This window comes from Pseudomonas sp. GD03862 (assembly GCF_029840855.1).
Taxonomy (GTDB): domain Bacteria; phylum Pseudomonadota; class Gammaproteobacteria; order Pseudomonadales; family Pseudomonadaceae; genus Aquipseudomonas; species Aquipseudomonas alloputida.
Genome location: NZ_JAOCDI010000013.1, coordinates 59,751 through 81,165 on the forward strand (window position 1 = coordinate 59,751; position 21,415 = coordinate 81,165).

The 21,415-nt window shown below is 63.0% G+C and carries 16 protein-coding genes; 6 read left to right on the forward strand and 10 right to left on the reverse strand.

Going from position 1 to position 21,415, the window contains the following annotated elements:
* Nucleotides 1–12: 12 nt before the first annotated feature.
* Both N5D53_RS11200 and N5D53_RS11205 read right to left on the reverse strand, forming a co-directional pair.
* Nucleotides 13–438, reverse strand: a complete 426-nt coding sequence (locus tag N5D53_RS11200) for a pilus assembly protein PilZ (protein WP_010952220.1) — start codon at nucleotides 436–438, stop codon at nucleotides 13–15.
* Nucleotides 435–2,075, reverse strand: a complete 1,641-nt coding sequence (locus N5D53_RS11205) for a lipoprotein UxpA (protein ID WP_104960885.1) — start codon at nucleotides 2,073–2,075, stop codon at nucleotides 435–437. Before N5D53_RS11205 ends, N5D53_RS11200 begins: the two co-directional genes overlap by 4 nt.
* 223 nt (nucleotides 2,076–2,298) lie before the next feature.
* Here N5D53_RS11205 and N5D53_RS11210 point away from each other — a divergent pair, with 223 nt between their 5' ends.
* Complete coding sequence (locus N5D53_RS11210; RefSeq protein ID WP_104960884.1) at nucleotides 2,299–4,374, forward strand: PhoX family phosphatase; 2,076 nt, start codon at nucleotides 2,299–2,301, stop codon at nucleotides 4,372–4,374.
* A gap of 128 nt (nucleotides 4,375–4,502) precedes the next feature.
* Here N5D53_RS11210 and gspK read toward each other — a convergent pair whose 3' ends face one another.
* On the reverse strand, nucleotides 4,503–5,468 hold the full coding sequence (gspK, locus tag N5D53_RS11215; RefSeq protein WP_003255010.1) for a type II secretion system minor pseudopilin GspK: 966 nt from the start codon (nucleotides 5,466–5,468) through the stop codon (nucleotides 4,503–4,505).
* A 145-nt stretch (nucleotides 5,469–5,613) separates the two neighbouring features.
* Between gspK and tatA the strand changes: the two genes are divergently transcribed.
* The 3 genes from tatA to tatC are packed head-to-tail and all read left to right on the forward strand — an operon-like array spanning nucleotide 5,614 to nucleotide 6,895.
* Complete coding sequence (gene tatA / locus N5D53_RS11220; RefSeq protein ID WP_104960883.1) at nucleotides 5,614–5,847, forward strand: twin-arginine translocase TatA/TatE family subunit; 234 nt, start codon at nucleotides 5,614–5,616, stop codon at nucleotides 5,845–5,847.
* Complete coding sequence (gene tatB, locus N5D53_RS11225) at nucleotides 5,847–6,137, forward strand: Sec-independent protein translocase protein TatB (protein ID WP_003255013.1); 291 nt, start codon at nucleotides 5,847–5,849, stop codon at nucleotides 6,135–6,137. The genes tatA and tatB overlap by 1 nt, the downstream gene beginning before the upstream one ends.
* Nucleotides 6,134–6,895, forward strand: a complete 762-nt coding sequence (gene tatC, locus N5D53_RS11230) for a twin-arginine translocase subunit TatC (RefSeq protein ID WP_010952216.1) — start codon at nucleotides 6,134–6,136, stop codon at nucleotides 6,893–6,895. The genes tatB and tatC overlap by 4 nt, the downstream gene beginning before the upstream one ends.
* A gap of 102 nt (nucleotides 6,896–6,997) precedes the next feature.
* Here tatC and N5D53_RS11235 read toward each other — a convergent pair whose 3' ends face one another.
* Both N5D53_RS11235 and purL read right to left on the reverse strand, forming a co-directional pair.
* Complete coding sequence (locus N5D53_RS11235) at nucleotides 6,998–7,309, reverse strand: YqfO family protein (RefSeq protein ID WP_104960882.1); 312 nt, start codon at nucleotides 7,307–7,309, stop codon at nucleotides 6,998–7,000.
* Nucleotides 7,310–7,312: 3 nt separating this feature from the next.
* Nucleotides 7,313–11,212 carry a phosphoribosylformylglycinamidine synthase gene (purL, locus tag N5D53_RS11240; RefSeq protein WP_104960881.1) on the reverse strand — a complete coding sequence of 1,300 codons (3,900 nt, stop codon included), beginning with the start codon at nucleotides 11,210–11,212 and terminating at the stop codon, nucleotides 7,313–7,315.
* A gap of 744 nt (nucleotides 11,213–11,956) precedes the next feature.
* Between purL and mltF the strand changes: the two genes are divergently transcribed.
* Complete coding sequence (mltF, locus tag N5D53_RS11245; RefSeq protein WP_104960880.1) at nucleotides 11,957–13,414, forward strand: membrane-bound lytic murein transglycosylase MltF; 1,458 nt, start codon at nucleotides 11,957–11,959, stop codon at nucleotides 13,412–13,414.
* Nucleotides 13,415–13,505: 91 nt separating this feature from the next.
* On the opposite strand, the gene tadA is transcribed toward mltF, so the two are convergent.
* Together tadA and N5D53_RS11255 are read right to left on the reverse strand one after the other, a co-directional pair.
* On the reverse strand, nucleotides 13,506–13,985 hold the full coding sequence (gene tadA, locus N5D53_RS11250) for a tRNA adenosine(34) deaminase TadA (RefSeq protein WP_012051365.1): 480 nt from the start codon (nucleotides 13,983–13,985) through the stop codon (nucleotides 13,506–13,508).
* Nucleotides 13,985–15,364, reverse strand: coding sequence for a multicopper oxidase family protein (locus N5D53_RS11255; RefSeq protein WP_020193354.1), 1,380 nt, complete (start codon nucleotides 15,362–15,364; stop codon nucleotides 13,985–13,987). The genes tadA and N5D53_RS11255 overlap by 1 nt, the downstream gene beginning before the upstream one ends.
* 300 nt (nucleotides 15,365–15,664) lie before the next feature.
* Between N5D53_RS11255 and N5D53_RS11260 the strand changes: the two genes are divergently transcribed.
* Nucleotides 15,665–17,545, forward strand: coding sequence for a sulfatase-like hydrolase/transferase (locus N5D53_RS11260; protein WP_104960879.1), 1,881 nt, complete (start codon nucleotides 15,665–15,667; stop codon nucleotides 17,543–17,545).
* A 93-nt stretch (nucleotides 17,546–17,638) separates the two neighbouring features.
* Here N5D53_RS11260 and guaA read toward each other — a convergent pair whose 3' ends face one another.
* The 3 genes from guaA to N5D53_RS11275 all read right to left on the reverse strand — a co-directional run bounded on the left by guaA (nucleotide 17,639) and on the right by N5D53_RS11275 (nucleotide 21,408).
* On the reverse strand, nucleotides 17,639–19,216 hold the full coding sequence (gene guaA, locus N5D53_RS11265; RefSeq protein ID WP_010952209.1) for a glutamine-hydrolyzing GMP synthase: 1,578 nt from the start codon (nucleotides 19,214–19,216) through the stop codon (nucleotides 17,639–17,641).
* A gap of 78 nt (nucleotides 19,217–19,294) precedes the next feature.
* On the reverse strand, nucleotides 19,295–20,764 hold the full coding sequence (guaB, locus tag N5D53_RS11270) for an IMP dehydrogenase (RefSeq protein ID WP_003255025.1): 1,470 nt from the start codon (nucleotides 20,762–20,764) through the stop codon (nucleotides 19,295–19,297).
* An 86-nt stretch (nucleotides 20,765–20,850) separates the two neighbouring features.
* The gene (locus N5D53_RS11275) at nucleotides 20,851–21,408 is read right to left on the reverse strand and encodes a sugar ABC transporter ATPase (protein ID WP_104960878.1); all 558 of its coding nucleotides are present in this window, start codon (nucleotides 21,406–21,408) and stop codon (nucleotides 20,851–20,853) included.
* Nucleotides 21,409–21,415: the final 7 nt, after the last annotated feature.

Here is a 21,415-nt window from a genome sequence, read left to right on the forward strand (position 1 = left end):
AACAGGCATCGTTCATCCTTGCCGCTTGAAGCCGGTCACGGCGGGGCGTGGCGGCCAGGGCAGGCGCTCACGCCGCCCCTGGTTGTTGAAAATCAGGCCATCGCTGTCGATGTCCTGCAGCACGATCCCTGGCGCCAGGCGCTGACCGCGGGCCAGGGTGCGCACTTGCTCGCCGTAGCGCAGCACCACCACACTGGCGGCCAATGGCTGGGCCTTGAGGCCGCCGAGGTATTGCAGCGGCAGACGAGTGATGGTGATGGCGCCGTCGTCGGGCGGCGCCTGCCAGTGACCAACCATCAGCCCGGGCAGCGGGCTGTCGGCCACCGCAGGCGCCGTGGCCGGGTGTGGCTGCCGGCTCAACTGCAGCACACACTGCGCAGACAGCCAGCCGGCCAGGGTCAGGCCAGCGCCGGTGAGCAGACGCGAGGTAAGCATCACGAGGCCAATTGCCGTGGGTGCCAGCCTGGGTGCCCCTGCACGTAACGCACTTCGGGCAGTTGCAGCGGCGCCAGTTGCCAATCCTCAGGCTGGCGGGCGAGCCAGGCCTCGACCCGCTGCCACAGTGGCTCGCCGGCCTGGCTTTCGAACTGCAGGCCAAAGGTGCGGCACAGGCCTTGCACCGGCTCCAACCCCGTGATGCGCTTGCCTTGCGGGCTGTAGCTGACGCTCCAGGCCTGGCCCTGCCAGCGCGGCAGGTCCTGGCTGTTGTCCAGCAGCAGCGGGTCACCGAACAATTGTTCAGCGGCGTTTTCCAGCACTTGCTCAACCTGCCGGGCCGGTGCCTCGACCACTGGCGCGGGGTAGCCTCCGGTAAGGCTGATCAGATGTTCGCGGGTAATGGCCGCCCCCGCTGCCAGCGGGTAGTCATAACGCAAGCCCGGCAGCAACACGGGCATGCTGCTATCGTCGGCCAAGGCTTGATGCAGCAGGCAGTCCCAGCTGCCGCCACGGGTATCGCGGCGCCACAAGGCCTGAGGCGCGCGGGCCAGCGGCTGGTCAAGCCAGGCCGCGTGGCCGGACCGTTGCTGGCGCAGTTGCGCCTGCAATTGCGCGACACGCAGCTGCGCGGCAGGCGCCAGTTGCTGTTCAAAGGCCGGGAAAAAACGCCCGTCGAACTGCCACTGGCCGGCCACACGCTGGCAGCGCAGGCGGAAGGCACCGCTGCCCCGGCAGCCGGCAAACAGCACCGGTACGCGGCGACCGCTGGCCTGGGTGACCTCGACCGGCGCGGGCCACAGGTCCTGACCACGGGCGCACAACAGCACGTCGATTTGCGGCACCCGTTCAGCCAGCCACAGGCCGGGGCCCGTGCCTGCATCGGCCATGGCCACCACCAGGTCAGCCTCGTGCCGGGCTTGTTCGAATACCGGCAGCAGAGACTGGTACCACTGTTTAAGTGAGGCTTTCTGATCCTGGGCGTACGGGTCGGTCACGCCGACCACTGCGATACGGGCACCGCCGCGCTCGAAAACGTGCAGGGCTTGCACACCCAGTGCCTGGCGTTGTGCGTCAGCCAGCCCGGCGCCGAGGGTAATGGCGCTGGCCTGGCGATACAGGCCCGTGCTGCGTTGTGGCCACAGCACACGCTCATCGCTGCTGACCCGCGCTTCGATGCCCAGCAGTTGGCTGCCTTGCACACCACTTTCGCCCTGGGTCAGGTACGCCAGGCCACTGCCATTCCAGCCCTGGCCGTTCTCCAGGGTCAGGCTGTTGCCCGCACCGGCCTCGCCACGCAGTTGTTCCAGCAACGCCGCGAGCACCGCATAACCGCCCAGCTGGGCTGTCGTTGCCTGGCGGGCATCGAGCAGCGGCGCCAGTTGCGGGTAGGCGATACTGGCGCTGCGGCCGGTCATCCAGGGCGCACGGCCCAAGTGGCTGACCGGCCCCAACCGGGTAGCCGGTACCACCGCCTGGCCAGGTTGGCGGGCATCGAGGGTATCGGCGACGTACAGCAAGTCGAGCTGGGCATTGCCGCCCTGCTGCCCTGGGAAGGCTGTGCAGGCGCCGAGCAGCGGTGCCAAGGCACCGATACCCATCCAGCCGATCACTTCGCGCCTGTGCACACTGCTCGCCATCGCATCGCCATCCTTATCCACGTCCATTCAGGGTCCCGGATGTTGCGGCGTTGGCATTACAGTTTGATGGCAGAAATCCGACAGCAATTCCAATTCGATCTTTAGAACACCCATCCAAGAACCGGAAGTTTTAAAAGCTCGTTAACATTTCTGCCAAGGAATCATCACACTTGCGCCTTACAGTCGCGGTTTCTTCCAACTCAGCCAACATAAGGACAACCTGATGAGTCGAGATACCGGCGACAACCTGGACCGGAACCAAAGCGGCAACCTGCCGATGGCCAACGTCATGGACGCCTACCTGAGCCGCCGCAGCGTGATGCGCGGCAGCTTGGGCGCCGCCATCGCCATGATCGCCGGTACCGGCCTGACAGGCTGCTTCGACGGTGGTGGTTCCGATCACGATGATCCGGTCACCGAGCCACCGGTGACCGAACCGCCAGTCACCGAGCCGGAAGTGCCGAAACTGGCGCTAGGCTTCCAGTCCATCCCAGGCTCGCGCACCGACGCCTGTGTGGTCGCCGCCGGCTATAGCGCCTATGTGCTGGCGCCTTGGGGCACGCCACTGAACAGCAACGGCAACCCGTGGAAGTCCGACGGCAGCAACACCTCGACCGACCAGGCCAACGCCATGGGCATGCACCACGACGGCATGCACTTCTTCCCCATCAACGGCAGCTCGGAAGACGGCCTGCTGGCAATCAATTTCGAGTACATCGATACCGCCGCCCTGCACCCGGCCGGCCCCACTACCGATGTCAACGGCAAGCGCCCGGTTGAGGAAGTGCGCAAGGAAATCAACGCACACGGTGCTGGCGTGGTACGCCTGCAGAAAATCAACGGCCGCTGGCAGGTGGTCGACAACGACCCGCTGAACCGTCGCTTCACCACTGCTTCACGCATGGAAATCACCGGCCCGCTGCGTGGCACCGACCACGTCAAGACCAAGTATTCCACTGCTGGCACCCACTGCCGTGGCACCAACAACAACTGCGGCAATGGCTATACCCCGTGGGGCACCTACCTGACCTGCGAAGAGAACTGGCCGGGCATCTTCGTCAACAAGGGCACCCGCCCCGAGGACCAGCGCCGCATTGGCGTGGGCACCTCCAGCGGCCAGTACAAGTGGGAAACCGCTGCCGGTGACGCCAGCGAAGTGGACGACGAATTCACCCGCTTCGACGTTACCGTCAAAGGCGCCAGCGCCACCGACGACTACCGCAACGAAGCCAGCACCTACGGTTACATCGTCGAGATCGATCCGTACAACAACAGCACCCTGGCCACCAAACGCACTGCGCTGGGCCGCTTCCGCCACGAGGGCTGCGCCCCCGGCCTGCCCGTCGCCGGCAAGCCGCTGGTGTGGTACATGGGTGACGACTCGAACAACGAGTACCTGTACAAGTGGGTGTCCACCGCCGTGTGGGACGCCGCTGATGCCAACCCGGCCGACCGCCTGGCCACCGGCGCCAAGTACCTCGACCAAGGCAAACTCTACGTGGCCCGCTTCAATGCCGACGGCACCGGCGTATGGCTGCTGCTGGACGTGGCCACCGCCACCACCGGCGGCAGCACCCTGGGCGCGCTGTATGGTGACCTGCCGGGCATCATCCTCAACACCCGTGGTGCTGGCGATGCCGTGGGCGCAACGCCGATGGACCGCCCGGAATGGACCACGGTCAACCCGCTGAACGGCGACGTATACCTGACCCTGACCAACAACAGTGCACGTACCCCGGACAAGGTCGATGCAGCGAACCCACGCGGCCCGAACCGACACGGCCACATCATTCGCTGGCACGACAGCGACGACCAACTGAGCTTTACCTGGGACATCTTCGTGTTCGGCGCCAACGCTGCCGGCACCGCCGACATCAACCGCTCCGGCCTGACCGAACTGAACCAGTTCGCCAGCCCCGACGGCATGAGCTTCGATAGCCGCGGCGTGCTGTGGTTCGAGACCGACAACGGCGAAACCACCTTGACCGACTACACCAACGACCAGTTGCTGGCGGTGATCCCTACCGACCTGGTGGATGCCAGCGGCAAGCAGGTGCCAGTGAACGCACAGAACCAGGTGGACCTGCGGCGCTTCTTTGTCGGGCCAAATGGTTGCGAGGTGACCGGTATTACCTTTACCCCGGACAACAAGACGCTGTTCGTCAACATTCAACACCCGGACAACTGGCCGTATACCGACAAGGCGACCGATGCGACGCCGGCTGGGGCTACCGTACGGCCGCGGGCTTCGACGGTGGTGATCCAGCGTATTGATGGTGGGGAGATCGGGACCGTTTGATCCCGTGCCGGTCAGCCAACTTTTGCTGGCTGTACCGGCCTCTTCGCGGGCAAGCCCGCTCCTACGGGGGCTCACTGGTTACAGAACCAGCGTAGGGGCGGATTTGCCCGCTAAGAGGTCAGTGAACGTTACCAGGCTATCGGCTCCCGGCTACGCACCCGCACTTGCTGCGCGGGCACCCGGGCATGCCATTGCACCACCCCCAGCGCCTCCACCTGGAACTCGCTGCGCATCACCCGCCCCTCTTCCTCGAACGACAGCTGCAACAGAAAATGACCGCTGTTGAGCAGCAGCCCTTCGCTCAACCGTTCGAACGTTTCGTCATCCACCGCCCCCAGCGCCTGGCGCAGTGCAGCCGCGTCCACATACCCCGACGCCGGCCTGCCGCTGACAATGCGGCTTAGCAACGAACGCGAGTAACGCCCTTCATACAGCGCCTCCAGCAGAGGCAGATGCTCCAACCCCAGCGCATTGGCGTTGAGCCGCCAACCCGTGGTCTGGGGCAAGGCGCACAGCATCGGGTAACGCGCCTGGCGGCTGGCGTCCGGCTCCAGCAACAGGTTCAGCTCGCTGGTGTCGAGCATCGGCTGGTCAGCCGCCAGCCGTGGCGGTTGCTGACGCAGGTACTGGGCGCTCTCGGCGCCCTGCAGGCGGGCATCACTGTCGGCATCGAGCCAGTCGGCCAGGGCATCGACCAGGCGTTCGGCCGCCATGTCATTGCCCAGCAAGTAACGCAACTGGCGCTCGGCGCGTTCGCCGTCGGCGCCGAGCAATGCGTTTACATTGAAGCAGGTGTGCTGGTCGCGTACCCGCAACTGCGCCTGGCCAGCGCCAAAGTCGTAGTTCAGCGGCTGCCCGCGCAAGGCTTGCCAGAACAGCGGACTGAGCCGCCAGGCAGGGTCCCGCAGGGCCTGCCCGGCATAGGCCAGGCCGGCCTGCTCCATGGCCCGCACCTGCACTCGCTGGTGCAGCAGGCGCACTTCGTCGACCTGACGCCGGCCATCCTCCACCAGCCAGGCCATGCCCGCCGCCAGCATTGCCAGCACCACCATCACCATCAACAGGGCCGCACCCTGCTGTTGCCTTCCACCCATCCGTGCGTGCCTCGCTCGCGGAATAAAAACGCCAGTCAACACGCGGGGTGTTTCAGCTAGATGGCAATGCCCGTTCGTCATGTGCACGTCATCTAGGCAAGGCAGGATTGCCCTTCCTTTTCATGACCTTACAGGAGTGGTCGCTATGGGTGGCATTGGAATCTGGCAACTGGTGATCGTACTGCTGATCGTGTTCTTGCTGTTTGGTACCAAGCGCCTGAAGGGCCTGGGTAGCGATGTGGGCGAGGCGATCCAGGGTTTTCGCAAGTCCATGGGTGGTGACAATGACGCCAGCGCCGCTGGCCAGGCGCACGTGCAGCAACAGTGCCCGCTGAACGGCCAAGTGGCCCAGCAATCTCAAGCGGACCGCCAGGCCTGATGTTCGAGGTAGGCTTCAGCGAGTTGCTGCTGATCGGCGTCGTCGCGCTATTGGTGCTGGGCCCCGAGCGCCTGCCGGTGGCAGCCCGTACCCTCGGCCGCGGCCTGGGCCAGGCGCGCCGGGCCATGCACGCCTTGCGCACGCAGGTGGAGCGCGAAATCGAGATGCCCAACCTCGACCAGGCACCTCTGCAACGCCTGGAACAGGAGATCCGCCAGGGCATCAGCCTGAACGCGGAACCGGCCAATGATGCGGCCACGGCCGTGCTGCCCAAGGAAAATGCTTCATGAGTATTGCCATGGACCCTGCCGCGAGCATGCCCCTGACCGAACACCTGCGCGACCTGCGCAAACGCCTGGTGCGTTGCCTGGCGCTGGTGGCATTGGTGTTCGCCGGCCTGTTCCCCTTTGCCCAGACGCTGTACACGCTCATATCCGAGCCGCTACGGCGCTTTTTGCCGGAAGGCGCGAGCATGATCGCCACCAGCGTCACCTCGCCCTTTCTGGCACCGTTCAAGCTGACCGCGATGTGCGCCCTGTTCCTGGCCATGCCGCTGCTGCTGCATCAGGCCTGGGGCTTTCTGGCGCCTGGGCTGTACCGCCGTGAACGGCGCATTGCCCTGCCGCTGCTGGTATCGAGCATCGTTTTGTTCTATGCCGGCATGGCGTTCGCGTTCTTCCTGGTTTTCCCGATGATGTTCGGTTTCTTTGCCAGCGTGACGCCGGACGGCGTGGCGATGATGACCGATATCAGCCAGTACCTGGACTTTATCCTGGCGCTGTTTCTGGCGTTCGGGCTGGCGTTCGAGATCCCGGTGGCGACGTTCATCGTGGTCTGGGCAGGGTTGGCCGATGTGGCCACATTGCGGCGCAGCAGGCCCTACGTGGTCGTCGGGTGCTTTGTGGTGGGGATGATCCTGACACCGCCGGATGTGTTTTCGCAGACGATGCTGGCAGTGCCGATGTGGGTGCTGTTCGAGATGGGGTTGCTGGCTTGTGGAATGTTGAAGCGGCCGGAGCCAGGCAAGGAGATTGTAGCTGGATTGTAGGGCCCTTTCGCGGGCACGCCCGCTCCCACAGGGATATCACGGTTCTGAAGATTGTGATATCCCTGTGGGAGCGGGCGTGCCCGCGAATAGCCGTGATGCGTTCTAGAACTCGGCGAGCCGCCAGACTTCATAGGCTGGCGTCTCGTACGGGTGGCTCTGCTTGAGCGCAGCGACGACCTGCACAATCAGCTCGTCAGCCACCACCAGCTCCACCTTCCACTCTTCCACCGCCTCGACCTGGCCCGCTTGCCCGAGGAACGGCTGGCTGCCGTCCAACGGGCGGAACTGGCCATGGCCAAGGGTTTGCCAGGCGCAGTGGTCATAGTCACCGATGCGCCCGCCGCCAGCAGCGAACACAGCGGCCTTGACCACTTCGACATGGCTGGCGGGGACGAAGAAGGCGAGCTTGTACACGCCTTAGTTCACCCACACCCGTGCGTTGCGGAACATACGCATCAGCGCGGCATCTTCCTGCCACTCGTCCGGGCGCCAGGAGTTCTGCACAGCGCGGAACACACGCTCCGGGTGCGGCATCATGATGGTCACGCGGCCGTCGCGGCTGGTCAGGCCGGTGATACCACGCGGCGAGCCGTTCGGGTTGGCCGGGTAGGCTTCGGTGACCTTGCCGTGGTTGTCGACGTAGCGCAGGGCCACGCAACCGGACACATCGGCTTCCAGCAATGCTTCTTCGCTGGCGAACTCGGCATGGCCTTCGCCGTGGGCGATGGCGATCGGCATGCGCGAACCGGCCATGCCCTGCAGGAAGATCGAGTTGGACTTCTGCACTTCGACCATGGCCACGCGTGCCTCGAACTGCTCCGAGCGGTTGCGCACGAAGTGCGGCCAGTACTCGGTGCCCGGGATCAGCTCGTGCAGGTTGGACATCATCTGGCAACCGTTGCACACGCCCAGGGCGAAGCTGTCGGTACGCTCGAAGAAGGCCTGGAAGGCGTCACGGGCACGGGCGTTGAACAGCGCCGACTTGGCCCAGCCTTCGCCAGCGCCCAGCACGTCACCGTACGAGAAGCCGCCACAGGCGACCAGGCCCTTGAAGGCTTCGAAGTCGACACGGCCAGCGAGAATATCGCTCATGTGCACGTCGATGGCGGCGAAGCCGGCGCGGTCGAAGGCAGCAGCCATCTCGACCTGGCCGTTGACGCCCTGCTCGCGCAGGATGGCCACTTGCGGGCGCACGCCCTTCTTGATGTAAGGCGCGGCGATGTCGTCGTTGACGTCGAAGCCCAGCTTCACCGACAGGCCCGGGTTGTCTTCCTCGAGCAGCAGGTCGAATTCCTGGTCAGCGCAGTCGGCGTTGTCGCGCAGGCGCTGGATCTGGTAGCTGGTTTCAGCCCACTGGCGCTGCAGCATGCGACGGTCATCGTCGAACAGCACTTCGCCGTTCAGGCTGATGGTCACTTCAGCGTTGTTGACCGGCTTGCCGATCACCGCGACGCATTCTTCACCCAGGCCAGCAGCGCTGAACTGTGCCAGCACGTCCGGGGTAGCATCCTGGCGAACCTGGATCACCGCACCCAGCTCTTCGTTGAAGAGGATGGCCGGCACTTCGCCCTTGCTGTCGGTCAGCGGGTCGAGTTGCAGGTCGAGGCCGCAGTGGCCGGCGAAGGCCATTTCCAGCACGGTAGTGACCAGGCCGCCGTCGGAACGGTCGTGGTAGGCCAGCAGGTGGCCGTCGGCGTTCAGGCCCTGGATCACGGCGAAGAAGGCCTTGAGGTCTTCGGCGTCGTCGACGTCCGGTGCCTGGGCCGCGATCTTGCCGTAGGTCTGGGCCAGGATCGAGGCGCCCATGCGGTTCTTGCCGCGGCCCAGGTCGATCAGGATCAGGTCGGTCTCGCCCTTGTCCATGCGCAGTTGCGGGGTCAGGGTCTTGCGGATGTCGGTGACCGGGGCGAAGCCGGTGATGATCAGCGACATCGGCGAGGTGACGCTCTTCTCGACGCCCTCGTCGCTCCACTTGGTCTTCATCGACATCGAGTCTTTGCCGACCGGAATGGTGATGCCCAGCTCCGGGCACAGCTCCATGCCGACAGCCTTCACGGTGTCGTACAGGCGTGCGTCTTCACCTGGGTGACCAGCAGCGGACATCCAGTTGGCCGACAGTTTGATGTCGGACAGCTTTTCGATGCGCGAAGCCGCCAGGTTGGTCAGGGTTTCGCCGATGGCCATGCGGCCGGACGCCGGGGCATCCAGCAGCGCCAGCGGCGTACGCTCGCCCATGGCCATGGCTTCACCGGTGTAGACGTCGAAGCTGGTGGCGGTAACGGCGCAGTCGGCCACCGGAACCTGCCACGGGCCGACCATCTGGTCGCGGGCAACCAGGCCGGTGATGGTGCGGTCGCCAATGGTGATCAGGAAGCTCTTGCTGGCCACGGCCGGGTGGTTCAGCACGCGCTGGACGGCGCTGTCCAGGTCCAGCTCGCTCGGGTCGAAGTCATCGCCCAGCTCGGCTTCGCGGGTAACCGAACGGTGCATGCGCGGCGGCTTGCCCAGCAGCACGTCCAGCGGCATGTCCACCGGGGTGTTGCCGAAGTGGCTGTCGCTGACGGTCAGGTGCTGTTCTTCAGTCGCTTCACCCACCACGGCAAACGGGCAACGTTCGCGCTCGCAGATGGCCTTGAAGCGCTCGAAGTCGACCGCGCTGACGGCCAGCACGTAACGCTCTTGCGATTCGTTGCTCCAGATTTCGTGCGGGGCCATGCCCGGCTCGTCGTTGGGCACGTTGCGCAGCTCGAAGCGACCACCGCGGCCACCGTCGTTGACCAGCTCAGGGAAGGCGTTGGAAATACCGCCAGCGCCCACGTCGTGGATGAAGGCGATCGGGTTTTCGTCGCCCAGCTGCCAGCAACGGTCGATGACCTCCTGGCAACGGCGCTCCATTTCCGGGTTTTCGCGCTGTACCGAAGCGAAGTCCAGGTCAGCCGAGCTGGCACCGGTAGCCACCGACGAAGCAGCGCCGCCGCCCAGGCCGATCAGCATGGCCGGGCCACCGAGCACGATCAGCTTGGCGCCGACAGTGATTTCGCCCTTCTGCACGTGGTCTTCACGGATGTTGCCCATACCTCCGGCAAGCATGATCGGCTTGTGGTAGCCGCGCACTTCTTCACCGTGCGGGGTGTTGATGGCTTGCTCGAAGGTACGGAAGTAACCGGTCAGGGCCGGGCGGCCAAATTCGTTGTTGAACGCAGCGCCGCCAAGAGGGCCTTCGATCATGATGTCGAGGGCGTCGACGATACGCTCGGGCTTGCCGTAGGCCTGCTCCCAAGGCTGCTCGAAGCCCGGAATGCGCAGGTTGGACACTGTGAAGCCGGTCAGACCGGCCTTGGGCTTGGCGCCACGGCCGGTAGCACCTTCGTCGCGGATTTCGCCACCGGAGCCGGTGGAGGCGCCGGAGAACGGGGCGATGGCGGTCGGGTGGTTGTGCGTTTCCACCTTCATCAGGATGTGCACCGGCTCCTGCACCGCGCCGTACTGGCGGGTTTCAGGGTTCGGGAAGAAGCGGCCGGCAACGTTGCCGACGATCACCGAGGCGTTGTCCTTGTACGCCGACAGCACACCTTCGTTGTGCATCTGGTAGGTGTTCTTGATCATGCCGAACAGGCTTTTTTCCTGGGCCTGGCCGTCGATATCCCAACTGGCGTTGAAGATCTTGTGGCGGCAGTGCTCGGAGTTGGCCTGGGCGAACATCATCAGTTCGATGTCGTTCGGGTTGCGCTTGAGGCCCTGGAAGGCATTGACCAGGTAGTCGATCTCGTCTTCGGCCAGGGCCAGGCCCAGGTCGATGTTGGCCTTGGCCAGGGCGTCGCGACCGCCGGAAAGGATGTCGACCGAGGTCATCGGCTTGGGCTGGGCGTGGCTGAACAGGTCTGCAGCCTGCTCCAGCTGGCCGAGCACACGCTGGGTCATGCGGTCGTGCAGTTCGGCGGCGATCAGTTCGGCATCAGCGTCGCTCAGGGTGCCGGCAACGTAGTAGGCGATGCCGCGCTCCAGGCGCTGGATCGACTGCAGGCCGCAGTTGTGGGCGATGTCGCTGGCCTTGCTGGCCCATGGCGAAATGGTGCCCAGGCGCGGTACCACCAGGAACAGACGACCCGTCGGCTCCTGTACCGGCACGCTCGGGCCGTACTTGAGCAGACGGCCCAGCACCTGCTGCTGGTCGGCGGTCAGCTCGCCGTCGACATCGGCGAAGTGGGCAAATTCGGCATACAAACCAGTAACAGCGGGGACTTTCTGGCTCAGTTGCTCGAGTAATTTACCGTGGCGAAAGGCAGAAAGGGCAGGAGCGCCGCGCAGGATCAACATCGTCGGGACAGCCTCAGGAAGGGGTGTGCTTAGAGGCCGTGCATTCTAGCCTAATTCGATGGCTTTCGGCACCTGCTCTAAGCCACGCCTGCCGGGCGGCGGAACCGGACTTCGGGGTCAGTTTTCAGAGGAGTCCGGCTTGAGACGAGATCGAGCGGCGCCGGGTGTCCGGTTCGACACATTCAGCGCCTATGAGATCGAGCGCCGCCAGGTGTCCGCCTCGAGACATTCTGCGCCTGTGAGATCGAGCGCCGCCAGGTGTCCGCCTCGAGACATTCTGCGCCTGTGAGATCGAGCGCCGCCCGCGCGGCGCTTCGCGGGTAAACCCGCTCCTACGTTTGTTTCGGGCCAGTCCATCCTGTGCCTGGCGCGCGCGACCGCCTTGTTGGTACGACGCGATATCGAGATAGGCACCAAGGCGTTCGCGCGCAAATCCCACAGGCATAATTGGCCCGAAACAAACGTAGGAGCGGGTTTACCCGCGAAGCGCCGCGCGGGCGGCGCTCGATCTCATAGGCGCTGAATATTTTAAGGCGGGCACCTGCGGCGCTCGATCTCCCAGGCGCTGAATGTCTCAAGGCGGACACCTGGCGGCGCTCGATCGCCCAGGCGCTGAATGTCTCAAGCCGGCCACCTGGTAGCCCTGATGCAATCCCCCCCCTCCCCAACCACACAACCCGCTACCAGACAAGCTAACAGTTGTCGAGATATGGTTGGGCCAGTCCTTTGCGTATACTGCAACCTATGTTCGCCCACACTGATTTGCGCCAGCGTTGCGCCAAATGGCTTCTCGCAACCGGACTCTTTCTGCTGCTAGGTGCCTGCGTTGAAAAACCCAGCACCCTCGAGCGCGTGAAGGAGGATGGCGTGCTGCGCGTGATCACACGCAACAGCCCGGCAACCTACTTCCAGGACCGTAACGGCGAAACCGGCTTCGAGTACGAACTGGTCCAGCATTTCGCCGACGATCTCGGCGTAAAGCTGCAGATCGAGACCGCCGACAACCTGGACGAGCTGTACGACGCCCTCGGCAAGCCCTCCGGCCCGGTACTGGCTGCCGCCGGCCTGGTCAGCAGTGAGCGGCGCAAAACCCAGGTGAGATACTCCCATCCCTATCTGGAGGTGACCCCGCAGGTCATCTACCGCAACGGCCGCCCGCGCCCCACCGGCGCCAAGGGTTTGGTCGGCAAGAAGATCATGGTGCTCAAGGGCAGCAGCCATGCTGACCAGCTGGCCGAGCTGAAAAAGCAGTACCCGGCCTTGCAATACGAGGAATCGGACGCCGTCGAAGTGGTCGACCTGCTGCGCATGGTGGACGAAGGTCAGATCGACTTGACCCTGGTGGACTCCAACGAACTGGCGATGAACCAGGTGTATTTCCCCAACGTGCGGGTCGCCTTCGATTTGGGCGAAACCCGTGCCCAGCGCTGGGCAGTGGCCGCAGGCGAAGACAACAGCCTGCTCAACGAAATCAACGAGTATCTCGACAAGGCACAGAAAAACGGCACCCTTCAGCGCTTGAAGGACCGCTACTACGGTCATGTCGACGTACTTGGCTATGTCGGCGCCTACACCTTCGCCCAGCACCTGCAACAGCGCCTGCCCAAGTACGAGAAGCACTTCAAGAGCTACGCCAAGGTCGAGCAGGTCGACTGGCGCCTGCTGGCAGCCATCGGCTACCAGGAATCGATGTGGCAGCCGGAAGTCACCTCCAAGACCGGCGTGCGCGGCCTGATGATGCTGACCCAGCGCACCGCCCAGGCCATGGGCGTGTCCAACCGCCTGGACCCGAGGCAGAGCATCCAGGGCGGCGCCAAGTACTTCATGAAGATCAAGGAAGAGCTTGACGACAGCATCAAGGAGCCGGACCGCACCTGGTTCGCCCTTGCTGCCTACAATGTCGGTGGCGGCCATCTGGAAGACGCCCGCACCCTGGCCAAGCGCGAGAAGCTCAACCCGAACAAGTGGCTGGACGTGAAGAAGATGCTGCCGCGGCTGGCTCAGAAGCAGTGGTACCGGCAGACCAAGTACGGCTATGCCCGTGGGGGCGAACCGGTGCATTTCGTGGCCAACATCCGCCGTTACTACGACATCCTCACCTGGGTGACCCAGCCGCAGCTCGAAGGCCAGGTGGCCGAGGGCAACCTGCATGTGCCCGGGGTCAACAAGGACAAGCCAGCGGATAAGTCGTCGCCGATGTAAGCCAGCAGGCCTCTTCGCGGGCACGCCCGCGCTTACAAGATTTGCGCAGAACCTATAGGAGCGGGCTTGCCCGCGAAGAGGCCGTTGCAGCTCAAGCCTTGGCCCGGCGGGCCTTGAAGAAGTCGCTGAGGATCTGCCCGCACTCTTGCGCCAGCACCCCGCCCTCCACCATCACCCGGTGGTTGAGAAAGCCTTGGCCAAAGAACTGCCCCTGGCTCTGCACGATCCCGGCCTTGGGTTCCAGCGCGCCAAACACCACGCGCATCACCCGCGAATGCACGATCAGCCCTGCACACATGCTGCACGGTTCCAGGGTCACATACAGGGTGCTGCCGGGTAGCCGGTAGTTGCTGGCCGACCTGGCTGCCGCCCTGATCGCCACCATCTCGGCATGCGCGCTGGGGTCGCTGTCGATGATCGGCCGATTGAAACCCTGGCCGATCACCTGCCCATGCTGTACCAGCACCGCCCCCACTGGCACCTCGCCCAACGCCGCGCCTTCGGCGGCCAAGGCCAGCGCCAGACGCATGAATTCCTGATCGCGACTGCGATCGATGATCTGCGGGCGCATCAGACCACCGCAATCGCGGCCATCAGGCCGGTTTCCATGTGGTCGATGACGTGGCAGTGAAACATCCAGGTCCCAGGGTTATCCGCCACCAGTGCTACCTGGGCGCGCTCGTTCTTGCCCAGCAAGTAGGTGTCGGTGAACCACGGCTCCTTGATGTCGTGACGGTTGGAGGCGATCACCTTGAAGCTCATGCCATGCAAGTGGATCGGGTGCTGGTACTGGGTCATGTTCTTAAGCTCGAAGATGTAGCTCTTGCCCTTCTGCAACGTGGCGATGGGGCGGTCGGCGCAGGTCTTGTCGGTAATATCCCAGGCCTGGCCGTTGATCTGCCACATGCTCGACGGCTTGGCCGGATCAGGGGTGACAGAGACGCTGGCCGCCCACTCGAAATTGAAGTTCAGCTTTTCGGCATTCTCCAGGTCCGGCTCGGCGATCGGATTGGGCGGCAGCGCGGGCGGCCAGTCACTCGGCGCGTCGTTGCTGGCCACCGAACGCAGGGTGCCCAGGCGCACGAAACCGTCGCGCAGGGAGATTTCCTCACCCGCCTCGGGAATGCGGATGGCCAGGCAGATACGCATGCCCGGCCCTAGCCAGTACTCATCCAGCGCACGCGGGGTCACTGGGTTGCCATCGAGGGCATAGATTCTCGCCTCGCAGTTGCCCTTGAGGTTGAGGCGGTAGGTCCAGGTATTGTCCAGGTTCAGCAGGCGCACCCGCACCACCTGGCCGGCCGGCAGCTCGGTGATCGAGTCGGCCTGGCCATTGATGGTGATCAACCGCCCGGCAGTGCCGTTGCGCGCGGCCTCGCGCGGGATGCTGAAAGGCAGCCATGCGCCCTGCTCGTCCACATGCCAGTTCTTCAGGCTCAGCGTACGCTCATGCTGGAACCCGGTGGGTTCACGTTCCTCGACGATCAGCGGCCCGACCAGACCGCGGCCCAGCTCCTCGGAACTGCTGACATGGGGGTGATACCAATAGCTGCCGGCGTCCGGCACGCGGAATTTGTAATCGAAGTACTCACCAGGCTTGACCGGCAGTTGCGAAACGTATGGCACACCATCCATCTCCAGCGGCAGGCGGATGCCGTGCCAGTGGATGGTGGTTTCGACCGGCAGGTGATTGATGAAACGCACCCGCAACCAGGTGCCTTGGCGTACCCGCAGTTCGGTGCCAGGTGCCGATGGGCCGAAGGCCCAGGCTTCGGTCTTGAAACCCGGCACCAGCTCCACTTCCAGTGGGGCAGCAATCAGCTCGTAGTCGTGCCCGGCATTCTCGTCCTCGACCTTGCCCAGCCAGTAGCGCGCCGCGCCCCCGGCGCCCAGGCCTACCACAACCAGACCAGTAAGGCCTTTGAGCATTTGTCGACGGGTAAAGGACATCGGTGCGGGTACCTCGTTTCTGCGCAATCAGTCTGCCAGCAGGGGCTGGCGATGAAGGGCGAATACGATACACCTGCATTTGCGAAATATTAAGTGAAGTCTTGTCGCACGGCCGGTTAGCGGCCGCGATCGCCAGTGGCAACCCGCTCCCCCCTCGGTACCCAACAAACGCCCCGGGGCTGGCTTGCCGAATTCAGGGTGGGCTGCTTAAGTCTAAAAACGGGGTGCGCAGGTGCTGGCCTTTTGCCCGCCTATCGCTTCAGACAAGACGCCGGCTCTGTGAATGCGAAGGTAGACACCATGTGGCTCAGGAATTCATTACTGCATATCTCGCTCCTGCTCGCTGCAGGCCTGCTGCTGGCACCGAAGATCATCCTGATCGAGTTTTTCTCCCATCGATGGGTGGAGACCGGTGTTTTCGACATTGCCCTGTACTTGCTTCAAGACGTGCTGTTAGTGGTTGCCCTCTATGTGATTGCCGCCAACACCATTACCAGAAACAAATTCAACTTCTATCTGTTGAGCATCGCCTCAGGCGCCTTGCTGCTGTTCCTGCTGGTGGACATGCGTGTTCGGGAGCTATGGCTAAAGCCACTGGACTGGCAACTGATAAGCTACAGCCTGCAAAACGCAAGCAACCTGACCTCCGGGGCCGAGGTGTTTCTCACGCAATCTGCCGGTTTCGGGCACACATTCAGGTTCATTGTCTTTGTGCTTTTTCTGGCTTACCTGGCGACCTGGTCTTTCGCTGGGCTGGCAACCTGCATCGCTTATAAAGAACAGCGCACCCGCACAGTAAAGAAAAGACAACACCTCTGGGCATCACTGCTGGTGATCGGCGCCCTGCTCTTCGGCTCCATCCATGCCAAAGACGCGCGCTATCACCTGAACGAAAACATTGTCATCAGCCCGCTGGTCACAACACTCAGAAACACCACTTCCTTGACCGCAGCGCCGCATAGACCGTCGCTGCCATTCGAACAACCCGCCTACCCGCTGACCAGCGTCAACGAAATCCGAAAACTTCAATCTCACCCCACGCCAGACTTCAAGAACCTGGTCTTCATCGTTCTGGAATCAGTGCGCTGGAACAGCGTGTTTGCTCCCGACATCAAAACCGCCGAGCGCTACCCCACCTTCGATAAGCTCGCTCGGGAGGGCATGCTCTTCAAATCGTACGTCTCAGTGCCTCACTCGTCCAAAGGCTACCACGCGATCCTGACGGGGCTGCATGCCTACCCTGATATTGAAATCAAAGAAGCCATGTACCTGCTACAACCCAGTGTCATCCATGAGCTGAAGAACAGGAAAAACATGGAAGCCGTCGCCTTCAGCTCGCTGTACCTGCAGTTCGAAAACATGGAGGGCTTCCTGAAATCCATCGGTGTGTCGAATGCTTACGGAATTTCGGAGCTCATCCCCGCCGAGAACCGCTCACAAAACGCCAGCAGCTTCGGTGAAAGTGATGAACAGCTGTTTTCGTCCAGCATCGCTTACCTGGAAAACATCAAAAAGAATGGCAAGGGTTTCATCGCGCTCTATTTCCCAAGCGCAGCCCACTACCCCTACCAATGCAGCCAAGGGCCCCCATTACAGAGCGAGCTGGAAAAGTATGAAGACTGCATAGCCAAGACAGACAGCGTACTGGGTGAAATGCTGACATCCTTCGACAAGCAAGGCCTTCTGGACTCGACATTATTCGTACTCGTGGGTGACCACGGTGAGTCATTTGGTGAGCACGGTCTGTTCATTCACAACGCGTCCATGCACGAAGAAGAAGTGAGCGTACCCCTGATTTTCTGGAGTAATGGAAAGGCACTGCCCAAACCCGCCTCAACCACCAGTCACCAGATCGATATTGCGCCCACGGTTGCCGATTTTTTTGATGTGACCGAATCCCCCCTCTCGGTACAAGGCATCAGCTTGTTGAGGGAACAGGGGAAACGCACATTCTTCATGTCCACGTTCTTTGACCAACTGGCGTCAGCCTTGGTGGAGCACCCGTACAAATACATATACGAATTCAGTTCGGACACCCTGACTAAATACAACCTTGAGGATGACCCGCAGGAAAAGCACCCGCAACGCGTGGAGGGTGATGAGTTCATCGCAGTGAGGAGTAGGCTGCTGTCCTATAACGCCTACCAGAAAGCGCTATTTGCCAGAAAGCCAGAAGAATAAGCAATCTTAACGAACAAGAACCAGAAAGCCCGCAATCATGCGGGCTTTCTGGTGTATCCGTCCTGCGGGTGCCAGCCTGGGCTGGCTACCCGATCACTCCCACTCGATAGTGGCAGGCGGCTTGCTCGACACGTCGTAGGTAACGCGCGAGATACCGTCGATTTCGTTGATGATTCGACCGCTGACGGTTTCCAGCAGCTCGTACGGCAGGTGTGCCCAACGCGCGGTCATGAAGTCCACGGTCTCGACGGCACGCAGGGCCACGACCCAGGCGTAGCGACGGCCGTCGCCGACGACGCCGACCGACTTGACCGGCTGGAACACCACGAACGCCTGGCTGGTCTTGTGGTACCAGTCGGCCTTGCGCAGCTCTTCGATGAAGATGTGGTCGGCGCGACGCAGGATGTCGGCGTATTCCTTCTTCACTTCACCGAGGATACGTACGCCCAGGCCCGGGCCCGGGAACGGGTGGCGGTAGACCATGTCGTATGGCAGGCCCAGCTCCAGGCCGATCTTGCGCACTTCGTCCTTGAACAGTTCACGCAGCGGCTCGACCAGCTTGAGGTTCATCTCCTCCGGCAGGCCGCCTACGTTGTGGTGCGACTTGATCACGTGGGCCTTGCCGCTCTTGGCGCCAGCCGACTCGATCACGTCCGGGTAGATGGTGCCCTGGGCGAGGAACTGGATGTTCTCCAGCTTGCTGGCTTCGGCATCGAACACGTCGATGAAGGTGCGGCCGATGATCTTGCGCTTCTTCTCAGGGTCGGCTTCGCCTTCCAGGTTGTCGAGGAACTGCTTTTCAGCGTCGGCGCGGATCACCTTGACGCCCATGTTCTCTTTGAACATGGCCATCACCTGGTCGCCTTCGTGCAGGCGCAGCAGGCCGTTGTCGACGAATACGCAGGTCAGCTGGTCGCCGATGGCGCGGTGCAGCAGCGCGGCAACCACCGAGCTGTCAACGCCGCCGGACAGGCCCAGCAGAACGTTGGCCGAACCGACTTGCGCACGCACCTGGGCGATGGCGTCTTCGACGATGTTGGACGCCGTCCACAGGGCTTCACAGCCGCAGATGTCCTGCACGAAGCGGGACAGGATGCGACCACCTTGCTTGGTGTGGGTCACTTCGGGGTGGAACTGCACGCCGTAGTAGCCGCGGACGTCGTCGTACATGCCGGCGATCGGGCAGCTTGGGGTGCTGGCCAGAATGTTGAAGTTGCCAGGCATCTGGGTGACCTTGTCACCGTGGCTCATCCACACGTCCAGGCCCAGCACGCCGTCGTCGTCAACGTGGTCTTCGATGCCGTCGAGCAGGCGGCTCTTGCCGACAACGTCCACGCGGGCATAGCCGAACTCACGCAGGTCGGAACCTTCTACCTTGCCGCCCATCTGCTCGGCCATGGTCTGCATGCCGTAGCAGATACCCAGCACAGGCACATTCAGGTCAAACACGGCCTGCGGAGCGCGCGGGCTGTTGGCTTCGTGGACCGACTCGGGGCCGCCGGCGAGGATGATGCCGCGCGGGTTGAATTCGCGGATCGCTTCATCGTCCATGTCGAACGGGTGCAGTTCGCAGTACACGCCGATTTCGCGCACGCGGCGGGCGATCAGCTGGGTGTACTGGGAACCGAAATCGAGGATCAGGATGCGGTGAGCGTGAATGTCGAGGGCCATGACTCAATCTCGTCAGTGGAAATCGGAAACGACGCGGGGCTGTCATGACAGCCCCGCTTTATGTTGTAGCTGGAAGCCTCAGCCTACGCGGTAGTTAGGGGCTTCTTTGGTGATTTGCACGTCGTGCACGTGGGACTCGGCCATGCCGGCACCGGTGATACGCACGAACTCCGGCTTGGTGCGCATTTCTTCGATGGTTGCGCTGCCGGTATAGCCCATGGACGAACGCAGGCCGCCCATCAGCTGGTGGATGATCGCGGCCAGGGCGCCTTTGTAAGGAACGCGGCCTTCGATGCCTTCCGGTACCAGCTTCTCGGCGCCGGCCGAGGAGTCCTGGAAGTAACGGTCGGACGAGCCTTGCGCCTGTGCCATGGCACCCAGCGAGCCCATGCCGCGGTAGGCCTTGTAGGAACGACCCTGGAACAGCTCGACCTCACCCGGGGCCTCTTCGGTACCGGCGAACATCGAACCCATCATCACGCAGGACGCACCGGCAACGATGGCCTTGGACAGGTCACCGGAGAAGCGGATACCGCCGTCAGCGATCAGTGGCACGCCAGTGCCTTCCAGTGCTGCGGCAACGTTGGCGATGGCGCTGATTTGCGGCACGCCGACACCAGCAACGATACGGGTGGTGCAGATAGAGCCAGGGCCGATACCGACCTTGACCGCGTCGGCACCCGCTTCGGCCAAGGCCTTGGCGGCAGCGCCGGTGGCGATGTTGCCGCCGATCACCTGCACTTGCGGGTAGGTTTCTTTCACCCAGCGTACGCGGTCGATCACACCTTTGGAGTGGCCGTGGGCAGTGTCGACGACGACGACATCAACGCCAGCCGCCACCAGGGCAGCAACGCGCTCGCCGGTGTCCTTGCCGGTGCCGACAGCGGCGCCGACGCGCAGGCGACCCTGGTCGTCCTTGCTGGCCAGCGGGTAAGCCTTGGCCTTTTCGATGTCCTTGACGGTCATCATGCCCTTGAGGTTGAACTTGTCGTCAACGATCAGGACTTTTTCCAGACGATGCTTGTGCAGCAGCTCGCGAACTTCGTTCTTGTCGGCGCCTTCGCGGACGGTGACCAGGCGCTCTTTCGGCGTCATCACGTCGCGAACCTTGGCGTCCAGGCGATTTTCGAAACGCACGTCACGGGAGGTGACGATGCCGACCAGGTCGCCGTTGGCCAATACCGGCACGCCGGAAATGTTGTTCAGGCGGGTCAGCTCGAACAGGTCGCGCACAGTGGCATCGGCGTCGATGGTGATCGGGTCCTTGACCACGCCAGCCTCGAACTTCTTGACCTTGCGCACTTCGCCGGCCTGTTGTTCGATGGTCATGTTCTTGTGGATGATGCCGATACCGCCTTCCTGAGCCATGGCAATGGCCAGACGCGCTTCGGTCACGGTATCCATGGCAGCGGAAACCAGCGGAATGTTCAGCTCGATGCCACGGGTCAAACGGGTCTTGAGACTGACTTCATTGGGCAGTACCTCGGAATAGCCAGGTACAAGGAGGATATCGTCGAAGGTCAGGGCTTCTTGGCTGATACGCAGCATCGCGGGGGCTCCCGGGCGGGAAAAATGGAAGCGCGCCATTATACTCATGCATGGCGCGCCGCTCAATGCAAAATAAGGGCCTTCGGTCAGGCTTGTGGCAGTTTTACCTGCACCACGGCCACCGGCTGGTCGAGCCAGTCGGCGAAGCTGTCGAGAAAGGCCTGGGTGAAGCCTGCCTCGCCCCAGTTGTTGAAGATGAACCCCAGGTTGGAAAAGGCACATGGCTGCAGGTAAATGAAGCCATTGATGTCATCTTCGAAGCCGCACAGTGGGCAGGTGAAGTTGTCGCTCACTGCCGGCATCCACTCTTCCAGGCTTTCGAACAACGGCTCACCTACCTCGCGCCGGCACTCCGGGCAACCGGCTTCTTCGAGGAAGCCTTCGGTGGGGGTATAGATGCAGCGTTTGAGCATCACTTCCAGGCCGTTGACCGGTTCGCCGAAGGGCAGTTTTTCCGGGTGCAGGGCCACTTTGCGCGCCCCTGCCGCCAGGGCGTGGCCCATGCGGTTGCCGGTGCGGCCACAGGTGGTCAGCTGCTCCTCGACGATCTTTTCGCGCACCAGCCAGCGCAGGATGGCACGGGCACGGGCTTCATGCACCGGGACGGTAGACAGCTTTGGAACGATGATGCTCTGGGTGTTCATGAACGGG